Below are 19171 nucleotides of genomic sequence, written 5' to 3' on the forward strand. Positions count from 1 at the left end.
ACACGCCACAAGCGAAGTGCTTGGCCCATATCCCCAAATTCGCGTGTTGCACCAAGGCCGGGCAGCCTTTAGGTCTTGGCGGCAAATAGTGCCAAAGCGTAAAGCCGGCACGGAGGACTCCATCGCTCGAATGCGACCTGGGACAAGAACAATAGCGGCGCTGGTCTGGCTGTTCGTGGCCAACAGCGCGAACGCGCAGACGCTGCTGGTCGGCGTCGCCGCGCCCTTGTCCGGACCATCGGCAATTCTCGGCAAGCAGGTCGAGGCCGGCACCAGTCTGGCGGCGCAAGCGAATGGCATCGAACTCAAGACCGTGGATGACGCCTGTACCGCCGATGGCGGTGCCGCGGCGGCCAGGGATTTCGCCGCGGCCAAGGTCAATGTCGTCGTCGGCTTCCTCTGCACCGATGCCATTGAGGCGGCGATGCCGATCCTCAAGGACGCCAACATCCCGGTCATCACGGTCGGCGTGCGCACCGAAAGCCTCACCGACCGCCGCGCCAAGACCGGCTGGCCCGTCTATCGCCTGGGGCCGCGCGGCGACGACGAGCGCAACGCCGTTGCCTCCACCCTCACCCGCCTGTGGCAGAACGAGCTGTTCGCCATCATCGATGACGGCACCATCTATGGCCGCGAGATGGCCGAGACATTTCGCGCGGCGGCCGAGCAAGCGGCGCTGAAACCCGTCTTCGTCGACACGTTCAGGCCGCAGCTCGACAACCAGATCGGCCTGGTCGGCCGGTTGAAAAAGGCCGGCGCGACGCATGTCTTTGCCGGCGGCGACGGCGACGACATTGCCATCATGGGCCGCGATGCCGGCCAGCTGCAGGCCGGCATCACCTTTGCCGGCGGCGAAAATCTGCGCACGCCGCCCGGGGACGTGCCCTATGCCACGGGCACGCTGATGATCGCGCCGCCCGAATGGGCCGATGTCGCCGACGCAAAAGTGCTTGAAAACTTCTCCGCGCAAAAGATCGTGCCCGACGGCTATACACTGCCGGCCTATGCGGCGGTCGAGATCGCCAAGGCGGCGTCAGGTTTGGCCGAAACCTCGGGCAAGCCACTGACCGAGGCGCTGACCGGGCAGGATTTCACCACCGCCATCGGGCCTGTCCGCTTCGACGCCAAAGGCGACCTCAGCCAGAGCCCTTACCGCGTCTTCCGCTTCGACGGCACACGCTTCGTGCCCCTGGATGGCAACTGATGTTGGAAAGCAACTGATGTTCCGCACCGGTCCGCGCAACCTGATCACCGACGTTGCCGGTCTGCGCGTCGGCAATGCTTCCGATGCCAGGCTGAAGTCCGGCGTGACGACAGTGCTGTGCGACGAACCGGCGGTGGCCGGCGTCCAGATCCTCGGCGGCGCGCCGGGCACGCGCGAGACGGACCTGCTCGAACCGCACAATTCGGTCGAGGCGATCCATGCGGTGGTGCTGTCGGGCGGTTCGGCTTTCGGGCTCGATGCTGCGTCCGGCGTGCAGGCGGCGTTGCGCGAGCGCGGCATCGGCCTGGAGGTCGGCGGCTTTCGCGTGCCGATCGTGCCGGCGGCGATCCTGTTCGACCTGCGCAATGGCGGCGACAAGGACTGGGGCCGTTATCCCCCCTACCGCGACCTCGGCTATGAGGCAGCGCAATCCGCCGCCATCGATTTCGAGATGGGCACGGCCGGCGCCGGCACCGGTGCGCTGACCGCGGGATTGAAGGGCGGCCTGGGCTCCGCCTCGACGCTTTTGGACAATGGCGTCACCATCGGCGCGCTGGCCGCCGTCAACCCGACCGGATCGGTGACCGTCAGCCGCACCCGCTATTTCTGGGCGGCACCATTCGAAATCGGTGATGAATTCGGCGGGCTCGGCTACCCCTCGCCGATGCCGGACGATGCCAGGAGCATCTTGCTGAAATACCGCGACAGGCAGGCAGGCCGGCAGATGGAAACCGGCGGCAACACCACCATCGCCGTTATTGCTACGGATGCGGTTCTCACCAAGGCAGCGGCAAAACGCCTGGCGATGTCGGCGCATGACGGCTTCGTGCGCGCCATCTGGCCGACGCACACGCCGGCCGACGGCGATCTGGTGTTCGCGCTGGCGACGGGAACGAGCGGCATCCGGCTCGAAGCCGATGCGGCAATCCACCTCTATGCCGCGGCCGGCGCCACGATGGCACGCGCCATCAGCCGCGGCGTGTTTGCCGCGACGCCAGCCGACAACGATCTGTTTCCGGTCTGGTCGTCGCGCCGCTAGAGCGGGTCGCCGTTTCACAGAAACGGCGAACCGCTCTAGCTCTTTGTTTTTGACGCAATTCCGGACGGAAAACCGCTTCACACTTTTCCTGGAATTGCTCCAGCTCGATCGATCGATCAGACCGGATCGGACTTTTCTTCCTCGAAGGTCACCGCGACATCGGAGTTCGCCGACAGCCACACCTTCTTGCCGTCAACCTCGGCAACCAGGGCCAGAGGAATGTAGTGGTGATGGCCCTTGTGAGCGCCCTCGCCGCTGTCGGCCTTGGTCAGCTTGATGCGCTGGCCGTCGACCTTGTCGACGATGCCGACATGCACGCCATCGGCGCCGACGACTTCCATATGCTCACGAATTTTGCTGGTGTCGGTCATGGTGGTTCTCCATTGGGACTGCCGACAATAACAAATGAGGGGCCGATTGGATGCATCGGCTTTTGACCCGCACGACGTTTTGATTCGGCCGTGCTAGGGATTGCAACGATCGCGGCTTGCCGGAGTGAAACAATGCGAATGCTTTTCCTGTTTGCCGTTTCCCTGGCCGCACAGTTTGCGGCATCGATCGCCCAGGCCGGCGATGTCGCCGAGCTTGAGATCCTTGGCTTCACCAAGGACGGCAGCGTTTTCGCCTTCGAGGAATACGGTGTCCAGGACGGGTCGGGCTTTCCCTATGCCAACCGCTATTACATCGACACCAGCAATGACAGCTTTCTCAAGGGCACACCGGTCAGGGTCCGGCTCGACGATGAGAATGCCACGCTCGACGCTGCCCGCCTTCAGGCCCGGCAAAAGGGCGAGGCCATTGTCAGCCAGGCCGAGTTGAGCGCCAACCGCGGCATCACCGCCGGTTTCAACCCGGTGACCGAGCTTTCCACCGACCCGCACCGGATAGTGGTCAATCCGCGCCCGATCTTCTCTCCGGTCGACCAACCGCTCGAGTTCCGGCTGGACGAGCTCGGCATGAACAACACCGAGGGCTGCGACAGCCAGGGCGAGATCAATGGCTTTCGGCTGCTGCGCATCGAGGCGCAGGATGGCGGCACCGCCAAATTGCTGCACGAGGACAAGACGATCCCCAAGAGCCGCGGCTGCCCGAACGGCTACCGCATCGGTGCGGTCCAGACATTCTCCATGGACAGCCTCAGCGCCTATGCGGTGCTGATCGCGGTGCGCCAATACGGCTTCGAGGGGCCGGATTACCGCTGGATCGCCGTGACCGGCCGCCTGTGACACCCATTGTTCAACCCGCAAGGCGCAACCGTGCCCTTGGCCGCCTGTACAACGCGATACCGACGCCGCGCACGGCACTTCTCGGCGCCTTGCTATGGGCCGCCACGATGGGCGCCAGTGCGCTCGTCAACCTGTTGCTGGATAGTTGGGTGACGCCGGACAAGATTCGCACCGTATCGCTGCTGTTTGCGGGCGGCGGCGGCCTGGCCTTTCCGGTTGGCCTGTTCGCGGCACGGCTGGTCTCGCTCGGAAGGGGTCGGGAGGTCGCCTTCGCCGCGACAATGGTTTGCCTTGCCGCCGCGACGATCGGGCTGACCGCCGGGCTCTATGCCTTGCAGTACCGGTCCTACTATGCCGAATGGCATGCACCCGTCTTCACTCTCACCTGGGGGTTTCAGCTCGTCTTCACGATGGCGGTGGCGTTCTACCAGTTCGTGGTGCTGGGCATGCGGCTCTATTTCCCGCTTGGTTTCATCGCCTTGCTTGCCACAAGCCTTTGGTTTGCGCGGCAACAGCGTTGAGCATTTTGTCCGCCTCTGTTAGGACGCGGGCTAACCCAGAGCGGGTCAGCGTTTGGTAGAACCGCCGCCCCGCTCTAACTCCTCTTTTTCGCAATTCCGGACGGAAAACCGCTGCGCACTTTTCCTGGATTGCTCTAGATACATCAGGACTGACCGATGATCCCTCGCTATTCCCGGCCGGAAATGGTCGCCATCTGGTCGCCCGAAACCCGGTTTCGCATCTGGTTCGAGATCGAGGCCCATGCCTGCGACGCGCTGGCCGAGCTCGGCGTCATCCCGAAAGCGGCTGCGAAAACCATCTGGGAAAAGGGCAATGCCGCGAAATTCGACGTCGAGAAGATCGACGAGATCGAGCGCGTCACCAAGCATGACGTGATCGCCTTCCTCACCCATCTTGCCGAATTCGTCGGACCCGATGCGCGCTTCATCCACCAGGGCATGACGTCTTCGGATGTCCTCGACACCTGCTTTGCCGTCCAGCTCACCCGCGCCAGCGACATCCTGCTCGCCGACATCGACGGCCTGCTTGCCGCGCTCAAGCGCCGCGCCTTCGAGCACAAGGATACCGTCACCATCGGCCGCAGCCACGGCATCCATGCCGAGCCGACGACCTTCGGCATCAAGCTGGCGCAGGCCTATGCCGAGTTCACGCGCTGCCGCGAGCGACTGGTGCACGCGCGGGAAGATATCGCCACCTGCGCGATTTCAGGCGCGGTCGGCACCTTCGCCAACATCGACCCCTATGTCGAGGAACATGTCGCGGCAAAGCTCGGGCTGAAGCCCGAACCGGTGTCGACGCAGGTCATCCCGCGCGACCGCCATGCCATGTTCTTTGCCACGCTTGGCGTCATTGCCTCGTCGATGGAGCGGCTGGCGACCGAGATCCGGCATCTGCAGCGCACCGAAGTGCTGGAAGCGGAAGAGTATTTTTCGCCGGGCCAGAAAGGCTCGTCGGCGATGCCGCACAAGCGCAATCCGGTATTGACGGAAAATCTCACCGGTCTTGCCCGCATGGTGCGCTCCATGGCGCTGCCGGCGATGGAGGATGTGGCGCTCTGGCACGAGCGCGACATTTCGCACTCCTCGGTCGAACGCATGATCGGCCCGGACGCCACTGTGACGTTGGATTTCGCGCTGTCACGGCTGACCGGCGTCATCGACAAGCTGGTCGTCTATCCCGAGAACATGCTGAAGAACATGAACAAGTTCCGCGGTCTGGTGCATTCGCAGCGCGTGATGCTGGCGCTGACGCAGGCCGGCCTGTCGCGCGAGGATTCCTATCGGCTGGTGCAGCGCAACGCCATGAGGGTGTGGGAGCAAGGCGCTGATTTTCTTGAGGAACTTCTGGCCGACAAGGAAGTGACGGCGGCGCTCCCCGAGGCGGAAATCCGCGAAAAATTCGACCTGGGCTACCACACCAAGCATGTCGACACGATTTTCAGGCGGGTTTTTGGGGATGACCGAAACTAACTTTTACCTACCCGTCCTGGGGCTACCTTTGGCGTTTGACACCGCCCAAATAACTATGCCGCGCGTGAAAATTCCGAGCTGGTCAACAGCAATTAAAATACTACGAAACAACAACAAGGGTTTGCGCACGAAGATCGATAAATCGCGACTTCTAAAAGACATTCAAGCATCCGAGACACCGGCGACTTGCGATTTTGAAATCCAAATACCCGGCGATATGCAGGATGGATTCGACGCCGATCTCGTCCACGGGATTTTGTTTTCGATGCTGTTTTTGAGGCCGGCTAGTTTATATTGTCCATGCTACCTGACGAGTTCTGCGATAGCCAAGTCCGACGAGCGCAATGACTTCGATATAAGTTCTGACTTTCTGCCGGGCAGGCCAAGACACTTTGATGAAGTCAAACCTTTTGAAGTCGTTGACACCAAGTGGATCGAGTACAATTTAGCTACGGTCATCGATTTTATGGAGAAGCCACGCTTCCAAAACGCGATGCAGGCGCTCAATGCTTACCAACATATCCCGCAATCGAATTTCGCTCTTCTGATTGCCTGGACAGGAATCGAAGCACTTTTTGGGATCTCGAGCGAATTATCTTTTAGAATATCTTACCTTCTAGCACGCTATTTGTCCGAGGATGATAACCCCGCCCAAGAGTATGATCGGTTCAGAAAGAGCTATGAAATCCGGTCACGAGTTGCACATGGGTCCAGCACAAAGGTCGGCTCCCTCTACGAGGAAACACGATTCGTTCGTTCTACTCTGGGTAGGTGTCTAAAGAAGTGCATCGAGCAACGCAGCCTGCCCGATGAGCGACTAATTCTGTTTGCCTGATAGCCCTCTACGCAGGCTTCTATTCGACCAGAGTGGAACGCTTATCACACCTTTCCAGGAACAGTCCTGATCACCGTGCCCCACGGATCCTCGCGGGTCGTTTCGCCGGTCACATTGTCCGAACGCATCTCGACCCAGGCGAGGCCCGAGCGCGACGGGTCGCGGCGGCCTGCACTGGCGCTCTGCCAGGCATTGGCGCCGATGTGGTGGTGGTAGCCGCCGGACGACAGGAACACCGCCTGGCCGCCATATCTGGCCACCGTGTCGAAGCCGAATTCCTGGTTCCACCAGGCCTCTGCCTCTTCCGGCCTGCCGACGCGCAGATGGACATGGCCAACGATGCTGTTCTCCGGCGCGCCTTGCCAGCCGGCATCGCCGGCCGGCAAGGCGACAAGGGACGGAATGTTCAGCCGCTCGGTCGCCATGGCGATCTTGTCGCCATTCCATTTCCAGTCCTGCGGGCGGCGGTCGGCATAGATCTCGATGCCATTGCCTTCGGGATCGGTCAGGTACAGCGCCTCGCTGACCAGATGGTCGGAAGCGCCCTCGATGGCGATCTTGTCTGATATGGCGTGGTTGATCCAGCGGCCGAGATCGGCCCGGCTGGGCAGCAGGAAAGCCGTATGGAACAGGCCGGCGCTGCGCGGATCGTCGGGCTTGGCCGCAGGATCAGCCTCGACGACCAGCAGCGGGCGGCTACCAGCACCCAGGGTGATCGCCCCGTCGGCACGGCTCAACTCCTGCAGGCCAACGACCTTGCGATAATAGGCGGCAAGACCTTCGGCGTCGCGCGCCTTCAGGCCGACGCGGGCAACGCTCACCGGCGTGGTGGCGGCAAATGGCAGTTCGCTCATCATTGTCTCCGTTGCGGCAACGCTTGATGAAGCTCCCAAAGCCAGGAGCCCGGCGCCGCCAATCATTTTACGTCGTGTCAGCGCCAAAATCCGGCCCCCACGGCTGTTTCTCTCCTGCCGACAGATCGTCTATCGCGATCGTTCACACAAGACAGCGAAAAGCGAACATGGTGTTCACCATTGTGAGCAGGAGCGTGCCCATCAACGGTTGCATGAGGCAATCGGGCTCGCTATCTCAGCGGCATGAAAGTCAAAGACGCAGATATCCTGATCGTTCCGGGCTACACCAATTCGGGGCCTGAGCATTGGCAGACCCGCTGGCAGTCGAAACTGTCGACAGCACGCCGCGTCGAGCAAGCGGAATGGTCAAAGCCGGTGCGCGAGGACTGGACGGCGAGCGTGGCCAAGGCGGTCAACGAGGCCGAGCGGCCCGTTGTCATCGTCGCGCATTCGCTTGGTGTCGCCGCGGCCGTGCAGGCCATGCCGCAATTCGTCAAGCCGGTCGCCGGCGCTTTCTTCGTGGCGCCGCCCGATGTCGCCAATCCCAAGCTCAAGCCGAAGCACCTGATGACCTTCGGCCCCTATCCGCGCGAGCCCTTGCCTTTTCCGTCGATCGTGATCGCCAGCCGCAACGACCCGTTCTGCGCTTTCGATGTCGCCGAGGACATCGCTGGCGCCTGGGGTTCGCTGTTCATCGATGCCGGCGAGACCGGCCATCTCAACCAGGATTCAGGCTTCGGCCCCTGGCCCGAGGGGTCGATGACCTTCGCCAAGTTCCTGACGGATCTGAAGGCCTAGCGTCGCGCAGCGTCAAGCGCCGATAGAGTCCTTGATGCCCTTCAGCAGGGTTTTTGCGCCCAGCGAAATCAGCGCATGTTCGGACCCGGTGGCGAGCAGGCGGTAGCCCATCGACACGACACGGCCGGCAATTGCCGGTTCGACGACATAGATTGCGGCATGTTTTCCCGCCTTGCGGGTGCGCTCGGCGACCGATGCTATCGTCTCCATCATGCTTTCCAGCGTCGAATTGACGACCGTGCCGTTGCTCCAGGCGATCGAGAAATCCGATGGGCCGAGGAAAATGCCGTCAATGCCCGGTGTGTCGAGAATGCCGTCGAGCGCGTCGAGCGCGGCACGCGTCTCGACCATGGCAAAAGCCATGGTGCGCTGATTGGTGTCGCGCAGCCATTCGGCATAATCACCCTTGCCGTGGCGCGGAAAGGCATAGGTCGGACCCCACGAGCGCTCGCCGAGCGGCGGATATTTCATCGCCGCGGCGAACAGCTTTGCGTCGGCCACCGAATTCACCATCGGCGCGATGACTGCCTCGGCGCCGAAATCGAGCGCCCGGCTTGCCATGTCGAAGCGGCCGACGGGGATGCGCACCAGCGCCGGCTTGTTTGCGGCAAGCACCGGCACGAGACCGCGCAGCACGCTGTCCTCATGATGGCCACCATGCTGCATGTCGAGCGTGATGGCATCGAAGCCTTGTTTGGCGAGGATCTCGACGGTCAGGGCGTCCGGCACACCCGACCAAGCGGTGATCAGCGTTTCATCGGCGGCAAGGCGGGACTTCAGGGACATCTAATCTCTTTCCTCGTTAACATCGAATCGGCCCGAAAATCGATCCGATTTTCGGAAAGCACGATGCGAAACGCTAATAGCGTTAGAGCGTACTTTGTGCGTCCGTAAGGACGCACGTCGCTCTAATGCAGTTTCAGCCGAAAACCACGGCAAAGGCAAAGAAAACCGCCCGGCTTGGCCGGGCGGTCGATTGGTCCAGCGTGAACTGCTCAGGTGTTCTTGATCTGCTCGATCGCCTGCGCCATCAGCTCGTCCATGGTGCGGCGGATCTGATGATCCGACTGCTCAACGCCGGCGGCATCGAAATCCTTGCGGATCTTGCGGAACACGTCGTGATCGCCGGCTTCCTCAATGTCGGAAACAACGACTTCCTTGGCGTAGGCATCGGCATCAGTGCCCGACTTTCCGAGCTTTTCGGCGGCCCACAGGCCGAGCGCCTTGTTGCGGCGTGCCGAGGCCTTGAACCGAAGCTCCTCGTCGAAAGCAAATTTGCGCTCGAAGCCCTCTTCACGGTCTTTCATGCTGCTCATGGCGTCCCTCCGGGTCAAATCCGATTCGTTGGCAGGTGATATGTGTGTTGCCAAAGCACAAACCAAAAGGTCGCGAGCCGGTCAATACGCTTCGTCATATGCTGCGCTGCGGCATTTCAGTCCCGAAAGCGGTTGATTGGAAGGATTTGCCGATTGAGCAAACGGTGTGATTGGGATAGACCCGGCATTGAACGCCAACCGTCGCCGCACTAATTTAGGCAGACGGACAGGAACTGGTCGCTTGCCGCCTGCCCGCAAATCCAGAGAAAAATTCAGATGAAAAATCGCCGCCGCATTTATGAAGGCAAGGCCAAGATCCTCTATGAGGGACCGGAACCCGGTACGCTGATCCAGTTCTTCAAGGACGATGCAACCGCGTTCAACAAGAAGAAACACGAGGTCATCGACGGCAAGGGTGTGCTCAACAACCGCATTTCCGAGTACATTTTCAACCATCTGAACCGCATGGGCATCCCGACCCACTTCATCCGCCGGCTCAATATGCGCGAGCAGCTGATCAAGGAAGTCGAGATCATCCCGCTCGAAGTGGTCGTGCGCAACGTCGCCGCCGGCTCGCTGTCGAAGCGCCTCGGCATCGAGGAAGGCACCGTTCTGCCGCGCTCGATCATCGAATTCTATTACAAGGCCGACGCGCTCGACGATCCGATGGTGTCGGAAGAGCATATCACCGCCTTCGGCTGGGCCAGCCCGCAGGAGATCGACGACGTCATGGCACTCGCCATCCGCGTCAACGACTTCCTCTCCGGCTTGTTCATGGGTGTCGGCATCCAGCTTGTCGACTTCAAGATCGAATGCGGCCGCCTATTCGAAGGCGACATGATGCGCATTGTCGTCGCCGACGAGATTTCACCGGATTCGTGCCGTCTGTGGGACGTGGCGACGCAGGACAAGCTCGACAAGGACCGTTTCCGCCGCGACATGGGCGGCCTCGTCGAAGCCTATCAGGAAGTCGCCCGCCGCCTCGGCATCATGAATGAGAATGAGCCGCCCCGCCCCACCGGTCCGGTGCTGGTCGCCTCGACCGACGGCGTCAAAGGCAAGCCGCACTGATCGCGGCTTGCTACCCGATACTTTAGAACAGGAGCATGTCCAGCGTGATCAAGGCCCGCATTACCGTCACCCTCAAGAACGGTGTTCTCGACCCGCAAGGCAAGGCGATTGAGCACGCGCTGTCCGGCCTGGGCTTCGGCGGCGTCGGCGCGGTGCGGCAGGGCAAGGTGTTTGACGTCGAACTGTCCGAGAGCGACACGACCAAGGCCGAGGCCGACCTGAAAGCCATGTGCGACAAGCTGCTGGCGAATACGGTGATTGAGAATTATAGTGTGACACTTACCTGAGGTTGTGTCGGAGGCACTATGTCGGAAGTCACGAATGAGCTGATGTTCGAGCTTCTGAAGCGCGTGCATCACGAAATCGGTGAGCTTCGTCAGGATGTCTCCGAGACGAAACGGGAATTGAATGTGATGCGGGGTCACATGGTGGCCACGCAAAGCGATATCCACAACGTTTATGGCATTCTCGCCAGACAAGACGAGCGCCTCGAACGCATAGACAGACGTCTCGACCTGCGTGAACTAGCCGAAGCCCAGAGGCCTTACGAACCAAAATGAAATCAGCCGTCGTCCTCCTGCCTGGCCTCAACCGTGACCGCGACATGATCGCGGCGCTGACCAAGATTTCGGGAAAACCGCCGGTCACCGTCTGGCAGACCGACACCGAAATTCCGGATGTCGACCTGATCGCCATTCCGGGCGGCTTCTCCTTCGGCGACTATCTGCGCTGCGGCGCGATCGCCGCGCGCATGCCGGTGATGCGGGCCGTCGCCGAAAAGGCCGCCAAGGGCGTGACCGTCATCGGCGTCTGTAATGGGTTTCAGATCCTGGTCGAGGCCGGCCTGCTGCCGGGGGCGCTGATGCGCAACACGTCGCTGAAGTTCGTCTGCCGGCAGATCAAGCTTGAGATCACCAACGCCAACACCATGTTCACCCGCCGCTATCAGCCGGGCCAGATCATCCGCTCGCCGGTGGCGCACCATGACGGCAATTACTTCGCCGACGCCGAAACCCTTGCCCGCCTCGAAGGCGAAGGCCAGGTGGTGTTCCGCTATGCCGAGGGCACCAACCCCAATGGCTCGATCAATGACATTGCCGGCATCATCAACGAACAAGGCAATGTGCTCGGCCTGATGCCGCATCCTGAAAACCTGATCGAAGCCGCCCACGGTGGCAGCGACGGTCGCGCCCTCTTCGAAGGCGCGCTCGGCATCGCCGCTTGACGATTTCAGCCGCAAATGCAGTAAAATTTACAAGGACATCACGTCCATTGCTCTGGGGAGAGAGACGGTCATGAAACTCTATTCGCGGCCGTTGTCGCCCTACTCGTCGATCGTGCGGGCGCTGGCCTATATCAAGGACGTGCCGCTCAAGATCATCGCGCCGCCGCCGGGTTTTCCAATCCCCGAAGCGTTTCGCGCCATCTCGCCGATGAACCGGATTCCGGTATTGATCACCGGCTCGGGCGAAACCATCGTCGAATCGGTTGTCATCGCCGAATATCTCGAGGAGCGGTTTCCGGAGCCGGCGCTGCTGCCGCCCGATTCCAAGGATCGCGCGCTGGTGCGCATGTTCGCCCGCATCACCGATCTCGACGTGCTGACGCCGACGATGAAACTTTTCGAGCTGCATTTCGAGCCGAAGCGCGACAATGCCGAGATCGACGCCCAATTCGCCCGCCTGCATCACGGGCTGGCGGCGATCGAGGCGCGCATGGCGCAAGGTCCCTTCGCGCTCGGCGACGACATCAGTTTCGCCGATGCGTGGCTGACGCCGACCCGGTTCATCTTCAACAATTTCCGCGCCATGACAGGCCGCCACGACCTGCTCGACGCCTATCCCAAATTCGACGCCTATGAGCAGATCGCTTCGCAGCATCCAGCATTGTCGCGGGTGTGGGGCGAGATGACCGACGGCCTGAAAATCTTTCTGTCCGAACTCGAGATGGGTGCCGCTTGATCAAGAGCAAGACGATCGCCCTGGTTGCCGTGGCAGGCTTTGCCCTGGCGTCGTGCCGATCGACCCCGAAGAGCACGCCTGTGCCTTCGGGCAAGAGCGCGGCGCTGCTGGCCATGGAACAGGTGGCAATCGCCGCACACAAATGCTGGATCGCCAGCAAGGACCCAGCCTTCAAGCAATATCAGATGGCCAATGAGCTGAACTCGTTCAGCGGCACGCCGCGCTTCCTTTTGGTGCCGGCCAAGCACTATGGCGGCAAGCCGTTGCTGGTCGTGCAGGCGCAAGGCAATTCGAGCCGCGTCGACGCTTTCGGGCCGCTGATGAACGATCCGCTCGGCGCGCGCATCGGCTCGGACATTGCCCGCTGGCAAGCCGGCAATCCGGCCTGCGCCGCGACCGCCTGACCATGGGCCGCTTCCTGCAGGTGGTGGGTCTGGCCATCGGTCTGGCCGGCCTCGTCCTGCAGTTCTGTATTACCATCCCGGCGTCGATGGAAGCCGGCCGCAGCCTGCTCGGCTCGATCGTCTTCTACTTCAGCTTCTTCACCATCCTGACCAACATTGGCGCCGTGCTGGTCTACACATCCCTGCTGTCACCCAGCTTCTATGCGTGGCTGCCGGCCTTCGCCGGGTCCCGGATGCGCGCGGGTGTTGCGGTTTCGATAACCCTGGTCTTCATCGTCTATGCCACGGTTCTGGCACGGCTCTGGCAGCCGCAAGGCCTGTTCCTGCTCTGCGACGTGCTGCTGCACTACGTAACGCCGGTTCTGTTCGTGCTGTGGTGGCTGATAGCAGGCGCCGACGGCAAAACGAGATGGAGCGACATATCCTGGTGGATGCTCTATCCAATCGCCTATCTGGCCTATGCGCTGGCACGGGCGCCGTTTGCCGGCGAGGTGCCCTACCCCTTCCTCGACGTCGCCAAGAACGGCGCAGCCAGTGTCGCCGATGCGGCGCTGGCCATCACGGCGCTGTTCCTGGTGATCTGCATCGTTGCCGTTTTTATCGATCGCGGCATCGGCCATCGCGGGACCAAACGGGTCCGTTAAGATCGGCCTCTATTCCCAGATGGGTCTGATACCCTCACGGTGGGCATCGCAGCGCGAGACGCCGATGTCCTTGAGCTGATCGTCGGTCATTTCCAGCAATGCCAGGCGACCGCGCCGGCGCTCCAGCAAATGGTCGATCCATTTCGCCAGCGAGATGACCACCCACACCAGACGGCCGACAAAGCCGCTACGACCTGACGGGGGTAGCGTTTCGCTTGGAAACGCGGCTCTTGAATGACGGATTGTCGCGATTGTATCCATTTTCTTTCTGCCAAAAAGTATCAATTGCACCCCTTTTGGTGCATGATTGATATGTATTGACTCATATTCCGGTGCAATATAGAAAATTGTCACCATGACAAATTGGCTTCCAGATTTGACCGCCGGCGCCGGGCCGCTCTATCAACGCCTTGCGGATTCCGTTGAAGCGGGCATCGACCGGGGCGTGATCGGTGCCGGAACAAAACTGCCACCGCAGCGCGACCTCGCCTACGACATCGGCACCACCGTCGGCACGGTCGGCCGGGCCTATCAATTGCTGCGCGAGCGCGGGCTGGTGAGCGGTGAGGTCGGGCGGGGAACCTATGTGCTTGGCCAGCGCGCCGACGGCGTGAAGCCGGAGGCGCCCGACGTCAGTGTGGAAGGCACGCGCACCGTCGATGCGCCGCAGGACAAGCTGCGTTTCGACAGCACGGCGGCGCCCGATGTCGGTCAGGGCACTGATGTCGCCGATGTGTTGTCGCGTACCGCGCAGGATCATCCTCACGAGATTTCAAGCTATACGCGCGATTTTCCAAGCCGCTGGTACGAAGCCGGCGCCCGCTGGCTGTCGCGCAACGCCTTCCGCCCGGCCGCCGACAGCATCGTTCCGACGCTCGGCACTCATGCCGCGGTGATGGCGGCGATCGCGGCACTCACTACGCCCGGCGATTATGTTGCCTTCGAGCACCTCACCTATTCGCAGATCTCCCGCAGCGCCGGGCTGATCGGCCGGCGCACGGCGCTGGTGGCATCGGACGAGGAAGGTCTCGACCCGGCCGATTTCGAGCGCGTCTGCGCGCAAAAGCATCCCAGAATGATCTTCCTGATGCCGACGGCCAAGAATCCGACGCTGGTGACCTTGTCGCCGGCGCGCCGCGAGGCGATCGCGCGGGTCGCGCGTGAATACAATGTCATTCTGATCGAAGACGATCTTTATGGCCACCTGACCGATGACCCGACACCATTGCTCGCCGAATATGCTCCGGAGAGAACCATCGTTGCCGGCGGCCTATCAAAGTCGGTCGCGGCCGGCATGCGCGGCGGCTGGCTCTCCTGCCCGCCTGCCTATCGCCACCGTATCCGTGTCGCCCACAAGATGATGACCGGCGGCATGCCCTTCCTGCTGGCGGAGGTGAATGCCCGGCTGGTGCTTTCCGGTCGGGCCAGCGATATCCGCAAGCGCAGCATCGCCGAAATCAGCGCCCGCATCGCGATCGTGCGCGAGACCTTGGCCGGCTTCGCGTTCAAGTCGCACGACAAGGTGCCCTTTGTCTGGCTGACTTTGCCCGACCCGTGGCTTTCCGGCACCTTCAAGCATGCCTGCCTGGAACACGGCGTGCTGATCGACGACGAGGACGAGTTCAAGGCCGGCCGCTCCGAGCAGGTCTTTCACGGCATCCGCTTCGGCGTTTCGCAGCCGCGGCAGCGCGGCGATGTCGCTGACGGCGTTGCAGTGCTTCGGCGCCTCCTCGATGAGGGCCGCGCCGGCTACGACAGCTTCTCCTGAGAGAGCTTAGTCCGGATCAGCCTTCGGCCTTGAAGTTGCTGGCTTCCTTCCTGGCCTTGTCCTTGCCGAGCTTTTCAGCCAGTTCCTTGGCCTGCCCGGGCGAAACGTCGGTGGTCTCGGCAATATGCATAGCCTCCTTGTCCGAGAGGCGATTGTCTTTCTTGCCTTGCTTGGTAGCCATGGTCCGGTCTCCTGAGTGGTTGAGACCTAACGGCCGGCACATCGTAGCGTTCCATTCGGCTTTGCATTCCACACTGTGAAGGCCGTCCCGGTCATCACCTTGTTGCCTTCTGTCTTTTTTCCACGATCAACGGGTGTATCGGCCGCAAAGCTTGCGATATGAGGGGACTCAAAATCCCCGCTCCATGGACATAAATCGCCGCCCATGACCATTTCCAATTCCGTGCCGATCACCCCAGAGCTCATTGCCGCGCACGGGCTGAAGCCCGACGAATATCAGCGCATCCTCGACCTCGTCGGACGCGAGCCGAGCTTTACCGAACTCGGCATCTTCTCGGCGATGTGGAACGAGCACTGTTCCTACAAATCCTCCAAGAAGTGGCTGCGCACGCTGCCCACCACCGGGCCACAGGTCATCCAGGGGCCGGGCGAGAATGCCGGCGTGGTCGACATTGGTGACGGCGACTGCGTCGTCTTCAAGATGGAGAGCCACAACCACCCCTCCTACATCGAGCCTTACCAGGGCGCGGCGACCGGCGTCGGCGGCATTTTGCGCGACGTCTTCACCATGGGCGCGCGGCCGATAGCGGCGATGAACGCGCTGCGCTTCGGCGCGCCGGACCACCCCAAGACCCGGCATCTGGTCAGCGGCGTGGTTTCCGGCGTCGGCGGCTACGGCAACGCGTTTGGTGTCCCGACGGTCGGCGGCGAGGTCAATTTCGACGCCCGCTACAACGGCAACATCCTGGTCAACGCCTTTGCCGCGGGCCTCGCCAAGACCGATGCCATCTTCCTGTCGGAAGCCAAGGGCGTCGGCCTGCCGGTCGTCTATCTCGGCGCCAAGACCGGCCGCGACGGCGTCGGTGGCGCCACCATGGCGTCGGCCGAATTCGACGACAAGATCGACGAGAAGCGCCCGACCGTGCAGGTCGGCGACCCCTTCACCGAGAAATGCCTGCTGGAAGCCTGCCTCGAGCTGATGGCTTCGGGCGCCGTCATCGCCATCCAGGACATGGGTGCGGCCGGCCTCACCTGCTCGGCGGTCGAGATGGGCGCCAAGGGCGACCTCGGCATCGAGCTCGATCTCGACAAGGTGCCGGTGCGCGAGGAGCGCATGAGCGCCTACGAGATGATGCTGTCGGAAAGCCAGGAACGCATGCTGATGGTGCTGCGCCCCGAGAAGGAAAAGGAAGCCGAGGCGATCTTCCACAAATGGGGCCTCGACTTCGCCATCGTCGGCAAGACCACCGATGATCTGCGTTTTCGCGTGCTGCATCAGGGTGATCAGGTCGCCGATCTGCCGATCAAGGATCTCGGCGACAAGGCGCCAGAATACGACCGGCCGTGGATCGAGCCAAAGAAGCCGGCGCCGCTTGCCGCCAATGACGTTCCGCAGGCCGATGTCGCCGATGCGCTGCTGAAGCTGCTCGGCGGACCGGACCTGTCGTCGCGCCGCTGGGTCTGGGAGCAGTATGACACGCTGATCCAGGGCAATTCGCTGCAGCTTCCCGGCGGCGATGCCGGCGTGGTGCGGGTGGAAGGCCATGCGACCAAGGCGCTCGCCTTTTCCTCAGACGTGACGCCGCGCTATTGCGAGGCCGATCCCTATGAGGGCGGCAAGCAGGCGGTGGCCGAATGCTGGCGCAACCTGACCGCCACCGGCGCGCTGCCGCTGGCCGCCACCGACAACCTCAATTTCGGCAACCCGGAACGGCCCGAGATCATGGGCCAGCTGGTCGGCGCGGTGAAAGGCATCGGCGATGCCTGCCGCGCGCTCGGCTTCCCGATCGTTTCCGGTAATGTCTCGCTCTACAACGAGACCAATGGCCAGGGCATCCTGCCGACACCGACGATTGGCGGCGTCGGCCTGATCGCCGATTGGTCGAAGATGGTGCGCACCGGCTTTGCGGCTGAGGGCCAGATGATCCTGCTGGTTGGCGCTCCTGCGTCCTGGGGCACACATCTTGGCCAGTCCGTCTACTTCAGAGACATCCATGGCCGCACCGACGGCCCGCCGCCGCCGGTCGACCTCGCGCATGAGAAGCGCGTTGGCGACCATGTGCGTTCGCTGATCGCGTCCGGCATCGTCACCGCGGCGCATGACGTTTCCGACGGCGGCATTGCTGTCGCCTTGGCCGAAATGGCGATGGCGTCGGGCATCGGCGCAAGCGTTCCCGGGCTTGTCGGCACCGATCCGATCCCGGTCTGGTTCGGCGAGGATCAGGGCCGCTATCTCCTGACGCTGTCGATCGATGCCCATGGCGACGAATGGGACGCCATCCGCAAGCAGCAGGGCGAACTCGGCATTTTCGCACCGTGGATCGGCTCGACCGGTGGCAACACGCTGGAGCTCGGCGACGCCAGGGCGATCCCGGTCAGCAACTTGACCGCCGCGCATGAAGGCTGGTTCCCCCGCTTCATGGACCAGGCCAGTTGAGCACACTGGCCGTCCGGGCGCTGCTTGCAGTCGTCTTCTGGCCGTCGCTGTTCTTCTTCTGGTTCCTCGGGCCGTTCGTCTTCTTCCTGCTGTCGACGACCTCGAGCGAGGTTTGCCCGCTACTGGAAAGGCGTGAGCAGTTCCTGGCTTCGGCCAATGGTACGCTGCCGATGCTGGTTCTGCAGAACCTCATCTATGCTGTTCCGATCGTCTGCCTCGTGCTTTGGAGCCGGCTTTTGCCGGAACCCGCAAGGACAGGCCGGGTCGTCACCTGCATCAAGCTTTTCGCCGTTGCAGCCATCCTGGGAGCCCTGTGGGAGTATGGCTCTTCGCTGGCCTGCGATGGTTACGGCCAACCGTTCTTCTCGCCAGCCTGGCGGATGACCAGCTATCTGCCGATCGTCAACCTGGCGGTCAACGTCCCGCTCTACGTGCTGGTCTTCAGCCTTGGCCGCGCCTTCTCGATGCGCGAAGACGACCCCGCAGCCGATGCGGTCCGTCCGGACGACAGTGCGTCGTAGGCGACAATCGCGCCGGTGCTGTGCGGAACGGCTTCAATCGCGGCCGGAAAGGCTTTAGGTTTACCCGACTCTCATCGCACGGGCGTTGCCGCCCGCCCGAAACAGGAATTCTGCCATGGCAATGGATGCCCACGACATCGAAAAACTGATCAAGGACGGCATTCCGGACGCCAAGGTGACGATCCGCGACCTCGCCGGCGATGGCGACCATTATGCAGCCGAAGTCGTGGCCGAGAGCTTTCGCGGAAAAAGCCGCGTCCAGCAGCACCAGATGGTCTATGACGCGCTGAAGGGCAATATGGGTGGCGTGCTGCACGCACTTGCGCTGCAGACCAGCGTTCCCGACTAGGCCGTTCCAGCCGATACCGCTTGGCCCAATACGGCCCATCCTTTGCGCCATTTCGGCCATAGCGCGGCTAATGTCTTGTTTCGGGCAATCTATGGGTTTATTTGAAGGACATGCTTTGAGCCTGACTCCCACAGGCGTGAAAGGATATTCCATGAGCGGTATCAACGACTACATCGACAATGAAGTGAAGGGCAACGACGTCGTGCTTTTCATGAAAGGCACGCCCGGTTTCCCGCAGTGCGGTTTTTCCGGCCAGGTCGTCCAGATCCTCGACTATATCGGCGCCGACTACAAAGGCGTGAATGTCCTGGACTCTGCAGAGCTGCGCCAGGGCATCAAGGACTATTCCAACTGGCCGACGATCCCCCAGCTCTACGTCAAGGGCGAGTTCGTTGGCGGCTGCGACATTATCCGCGAGATGTTCCAGGCCGGCGAGTTGCAGACCTTCCTCGTCGAAAAGGGCGTGAGCGTCAAAGCCACTGCCTAATTTCGGTTTCGGGCAGGTCGTAGCGACTGCACTGAACACCGGGGCGGCCCCACCTCGGCAATTTTTACGTCCCTGACGTCGGGGAC

Annotated in this window: 25 protein-coding genes; 19 read left to right on the forward strand and 6 right to left on the reverse strand. The window is 62.0% G+C overall.

The features are described 5' to 3' along the window. The first annotated feature begins 130 nt into the window (after positions 1–130). On the forward strand, positions 131–1204 hold the full coding sequence (locus tag AC0V7N_RS25735; protein ID WP_475451075.1) for a branched-chain amino acid ABC transporter substrate-binding protein: 1074 nt from the start codon (positions 131–133) through the stop codon (positions 1202–1204). A 16-nt stretch (positions 1205–1220) separates the two neighbouring features. Continuing rightward, entirely contained in the window at positions 1221–2243 is a 1023-nt protein-coding gene (locus tag AC0V7N_RS25740; RefSeq protein ID WP_475451076.1) for a P1 family peptidase, read from the forward strand. Positions 2244–2359: 116 nt separating this feature from the next. Here AC0V7N_RS25740 and AC0V7N_RS25745 read toward each other — a convergent pair whose 3' ends face one another. After that, positions 2360–2614: a DUF2171 domain-containing protein gene (locus AC0V7N_RS25745; RefSeq protein WP_475451077.1), complete on the reverse strand. Its 255-nt coding sequence runs from the start codon at positions 2612–2614 to the stop codon at positions 2360–2362. Between the two features lie 132 nt (positions 2615–2746). Between AC0V7N_RS25745 and AC0V7N_RS25750 the strand changes: the two genes are divergently transcribed. From AC0V7N_RS25750 to AC0V7N_RS25765, 4 genes are all read left to right on the forward strand, one after another. Next, a complete protein-coding gene (locus tag AC0V7N_RS25750) occupies positions 2747–3469 on the forward strand; it encodes a DUF2259 domain-containing protein (protein ID WP_475451078.1) in 723 nt (240 codons plus the stop codon). Then, entirely contained in the window at positions 3466–3990 is a 525-nt protein-coding gene (locus AC0V7N_RS25755; RefSeq protein WP_475451079.1) for a hypothetical protein, read from the forward strand. Before AC0V7N_RS25750 ends, AC0V7N_RS25755 begins: the two co-directional genes overlap by 4 nt. A 156-nt stretch (positions 3991–4146) precedes the next feature. Then, a complete protein-coding gene (purB, locus tag AC0V7N_RS25760) occupies positions 4147–5460 on the forward strand; it encodes an adenylosuccinate lyase (RefSeq protein WP_496627358.1) in 1314 nt (437 codons plus the stop codon). Then, complete coding sequence (locus AC0V7N_RS25765; RefSeq protein WP_475451080.1) at positions 5447–6295, forward strand: hypothetical protein; 849 nt, start codon at positions 5447–5449, stop codon at positions 6293–6295. The genes purB and AC0V7N_RS25765 overlap by 14 nt, the downstream gene beginning before the upstream one ends. Before the next feature lie 44 nt (positions 6296–6339). Here AC0V7N_RS25765 and AC0V7N_RS25770 read toward each other — a convergent pair whose 3' ends face one another. After that, on the reverse strand, positions 6340–7149 hold the full coding sequence (locus tag AC0V7N_RS25770) for a VOC family protein (protein ID WP_475451081.1): 810 nt from the start codon (positions 7147–7149) through the stop codon (positions 6340–6342). A 243-nt stretch (positions 7150–7392) separates the two neighbouring features. Between AC0V7N_RS25770 and AC0V7N_RS25775 the strand changes: the two genes are divergently transcribed. Beyond that, a complete protein-coding gene (locus AC0V7N_RS25775; protein ID WP_475451082.1) occupies positions 7393–7947 on the forward strand; it encodes an RBBP9/YdeN family alpha/beta hydrolase in 555 nt (184 codons plus the stop codon). A 12-nt stretch (positions 7948–7959) separates the two neighbouring features. Here the strand turns inward: AC0V7N_RS25775 and AC0V7N_RS25780 are convergent, their stop codons facing one another. Together AC0V7N_RS25780 and AC0V7N_RS25785 are read right to left on the reverse strand one after the other, a co-directional pair. Continuing rightward, positions 7960–8733 carry an HpcH/HpaI aldolase family protein gene (locus AC0V7N_RS25780; protein ID WP_475451083.1) on the reverse strand — a complete coding sequence of 258 codons (774 nt, stop codon included), beginning with the start codon at positions 8731–8733 and terminating at the stop codon, positions 7960–7962. A 209-nt stretch (positions 8734–8942) separates the two neighbouring features. After that, positions 8943–9263 (reverse strand): DUF1476 domain-containing protein, encoded by a 321-nt coding sequence (locus tag AC0V7N_RS25785; protein WP_183458649.1) that lies wholly within the window; start codon positions 9261–9263, stop codon positions 8943–8945. A 276-nt stretch (positions 9264–9539) separates the two neighbouring features. Here AC0V7N_RS25785 and purC point away from each other — a divergent pair, with 276 nt between their 5' ends. The 7 genes from purC (at position 9540) to AC0V7N_RS25820 (ending at position 13343) form a co-directional block, all read left to right on the forward strand. Further along, the gene (gene purC, locus AC0V7N_RS25790; RefSeq protein ID WP_027028673.1) at positions 9540–10334 is read left to right on the forward strand and encodes a phosphoribosylaminoimidazolesuccinocarboxamide synthase; all 795 of its coding nucleotides are present in this window, start codon (positions 9540–9542) and stop codon (positions 10332–10334) included. A 44-nt stretch (positions 10335–10378) separates the two neighbouring features. Continuing rightward, the gene (purS, locus tag AC0V7N_RS25795) at positions 10379–10621 is read left to right on the forward strand and encodes a phosphoribosylformylglycinamidine synthase subunit PurS (RefSeq protein ID WP_475460487.1); all 243 of its coding nucleotides are present in this window, start codon (positions 10379–10381) and stop codon (positions 10619–10621) included. A gap of 18 nt (positions 10622–10639) precedes the next feature. Beyond that, positions 10640–10894: a hypothetical protein gene (locus tag AC0V7N_RS25800; RefSeq protein WP_027046507.1), complete on the forward strand. Its 255-nt coding sequence runs from the start codon at positions 10640–10642 to the stop codon at positions 10892–10894. After that, the gene (gene purQ / locus AC0V7N_RS25805) at positions 10891–11559 is read left to right on the forward strand and encodes a phosphoribosylformylglycinamidine synthase subunit PurQ (RefSeq protein WP_032930048.1); all 669 of its coding nucleotides are present in this window, start codon (positions 10891–10893) and stop codon (positions 11557–11559) included. The genes AC0V7N_RS25800 and purQ overlap by 4 nt, the downstream gene beginning before the upstream one ends. 70 nt (positions 11560–11629) lie before the next feature. After that, positions 11630–12295, forward strand: a complete 666-nt coding sequence (locus AC0V7N_RS25810; protein ID WP_496627359.1) for a glutathione S-transferase N-terminal domain-containing protein — start codon at positions 11630–11632, stop codon at positions 12293–12295. Beyond that, on the forward strand, positions 12292–12699 hold the full coding sequence (locus tag AC0V7N_RS25815) for a hypothetical protein (RefSeq protein WP_496627360.1): 408 nt from the start codon (positions 12292–12294) through the stop codon (positions 12697–12699). The genes AC0V7N_RS25810 and AC0V7N_RS25815 overlap by 4 nt, the downstream gene beginning before the upstream one ends. A 2-nt stretch (positions 12700–12701) precedes the next feature. Further along, on the forward strand, positions 12702–13343 hold the full coding sequence (locus tag AC0V7N_RS25820) for a Pr6Pr family membrane protein (protein ID WP_475451086.1): 642 nt from the start codon (positions 12702–12704) through the stop codon (positions 13341–13343). Positions 13344–13352: 9 nt separating this feature from the next. Here AC0V7N_RS25820 and AC0V7N_RS25825 read toward each other — a convergent pair whose 3' ends face one another. Continuing rightward, the gene (locus tag AC0V7N_RS25825) at positions 13353–13604 is read right to left on the reverse strand and encodes a DUF1127 domain-containing protein (RefSeq protein ID WP_475460489.1); all 252 of its coding nucleotides are present in this window, start codon (positions 13602–13604) and stop codon (positions 13353–13355) included. 94 nt (positions 13605–13698) lie between these two features. On the opposite strand from AC0V7N_RS25825, the gene AC0V7N_RS25830 reads away from it, so the two are divergent. Beyond that, positions 13699–15111: an aminotransferase-like domain-containing protein gene (locus tag AC0V7N_RS25830; protein WP_475451087.1), complete on the forward strand. Its 1413-nt coding sequence runs from the start codon at positions 13699–13701 to the stop codon at positions 15109–15111. Positions 15112–15127: 16 nt separating this feature from the next. On the opposite strand, the gene AC0V7N_RS25835 is transcribed toward AC0V7N_RS25830, so the two are convergent. Continuing rightward, the gene (locus tag AC0V7N_RS25835; protein WP_475451088.1) at positions 15128–15292 is read right to left on the reverse strand and encodes a hypothetical protein; all 165 of its coding nucleotides are present in this window, start codon (positions 15290–15292) and stop codon (positions 15128–15130) included. A 204-nt stretch (positions 15293–15496) separates the two neighbouring features. Here AC0V7N_RS25835 and purL point away from each other — a divergent pair, with 204 nt between their 5' ends. From purL to grxD, 4 genes are all read left to right on the forward strand, one after another. Then, a complete protein-coding gene (gene purL, locus AC0V7N_RS25840; RefSeq protein ID WP_475451089.1) occupies positions 15497–17728 on the forward strand; it encodes a phosphoribosylformylglycinamidine synthase subunit PurL in 2232 nt (743 codons plus the stop codon). Beyond that, a complete protein-coding gene (locus AC0V7N_RS25845) occupies positions 17725–18249 on the forward strand; it encodes a hypothetical protein (RefSeq protein ID WP_475451090.1) in 525 nt (174 codons plus the stop codon). Before purL ends, AC0V7N_RS25845 begins: the two co-directional genes overlap by 4 nt. A gap of 115 nt (positions 18250–18364) precedes the next feature. Further along, a complete protein-coding gene (locus AC0V7N_RS25850; RefSeq protein WP_010909092.1) occupies positions 18365–18598 on the forward strand; it encodes a BolA/IbaG family iron-sulfur metabolism protein in 234 nt (77 codons plus the stop codon). Between the two features lie 151 nt (positions 18599–18749). Then, positions 18750–19085: a Grx4 family monothiol glutaredoxin gene (grxD, locus tag AC0V7N_RS25855; protein WP_095201472.1), complete on the forward strand. Its 336-nt coding sequence runs from the start codon at positions 18750–18752 to the stop codon at positions 19083–19085. Positions 19086–19171 lie beyond the last annotated feature (86 nt).

This window comes from Mesorhizobium kamtschaticum, assembly GCF_056174585.1.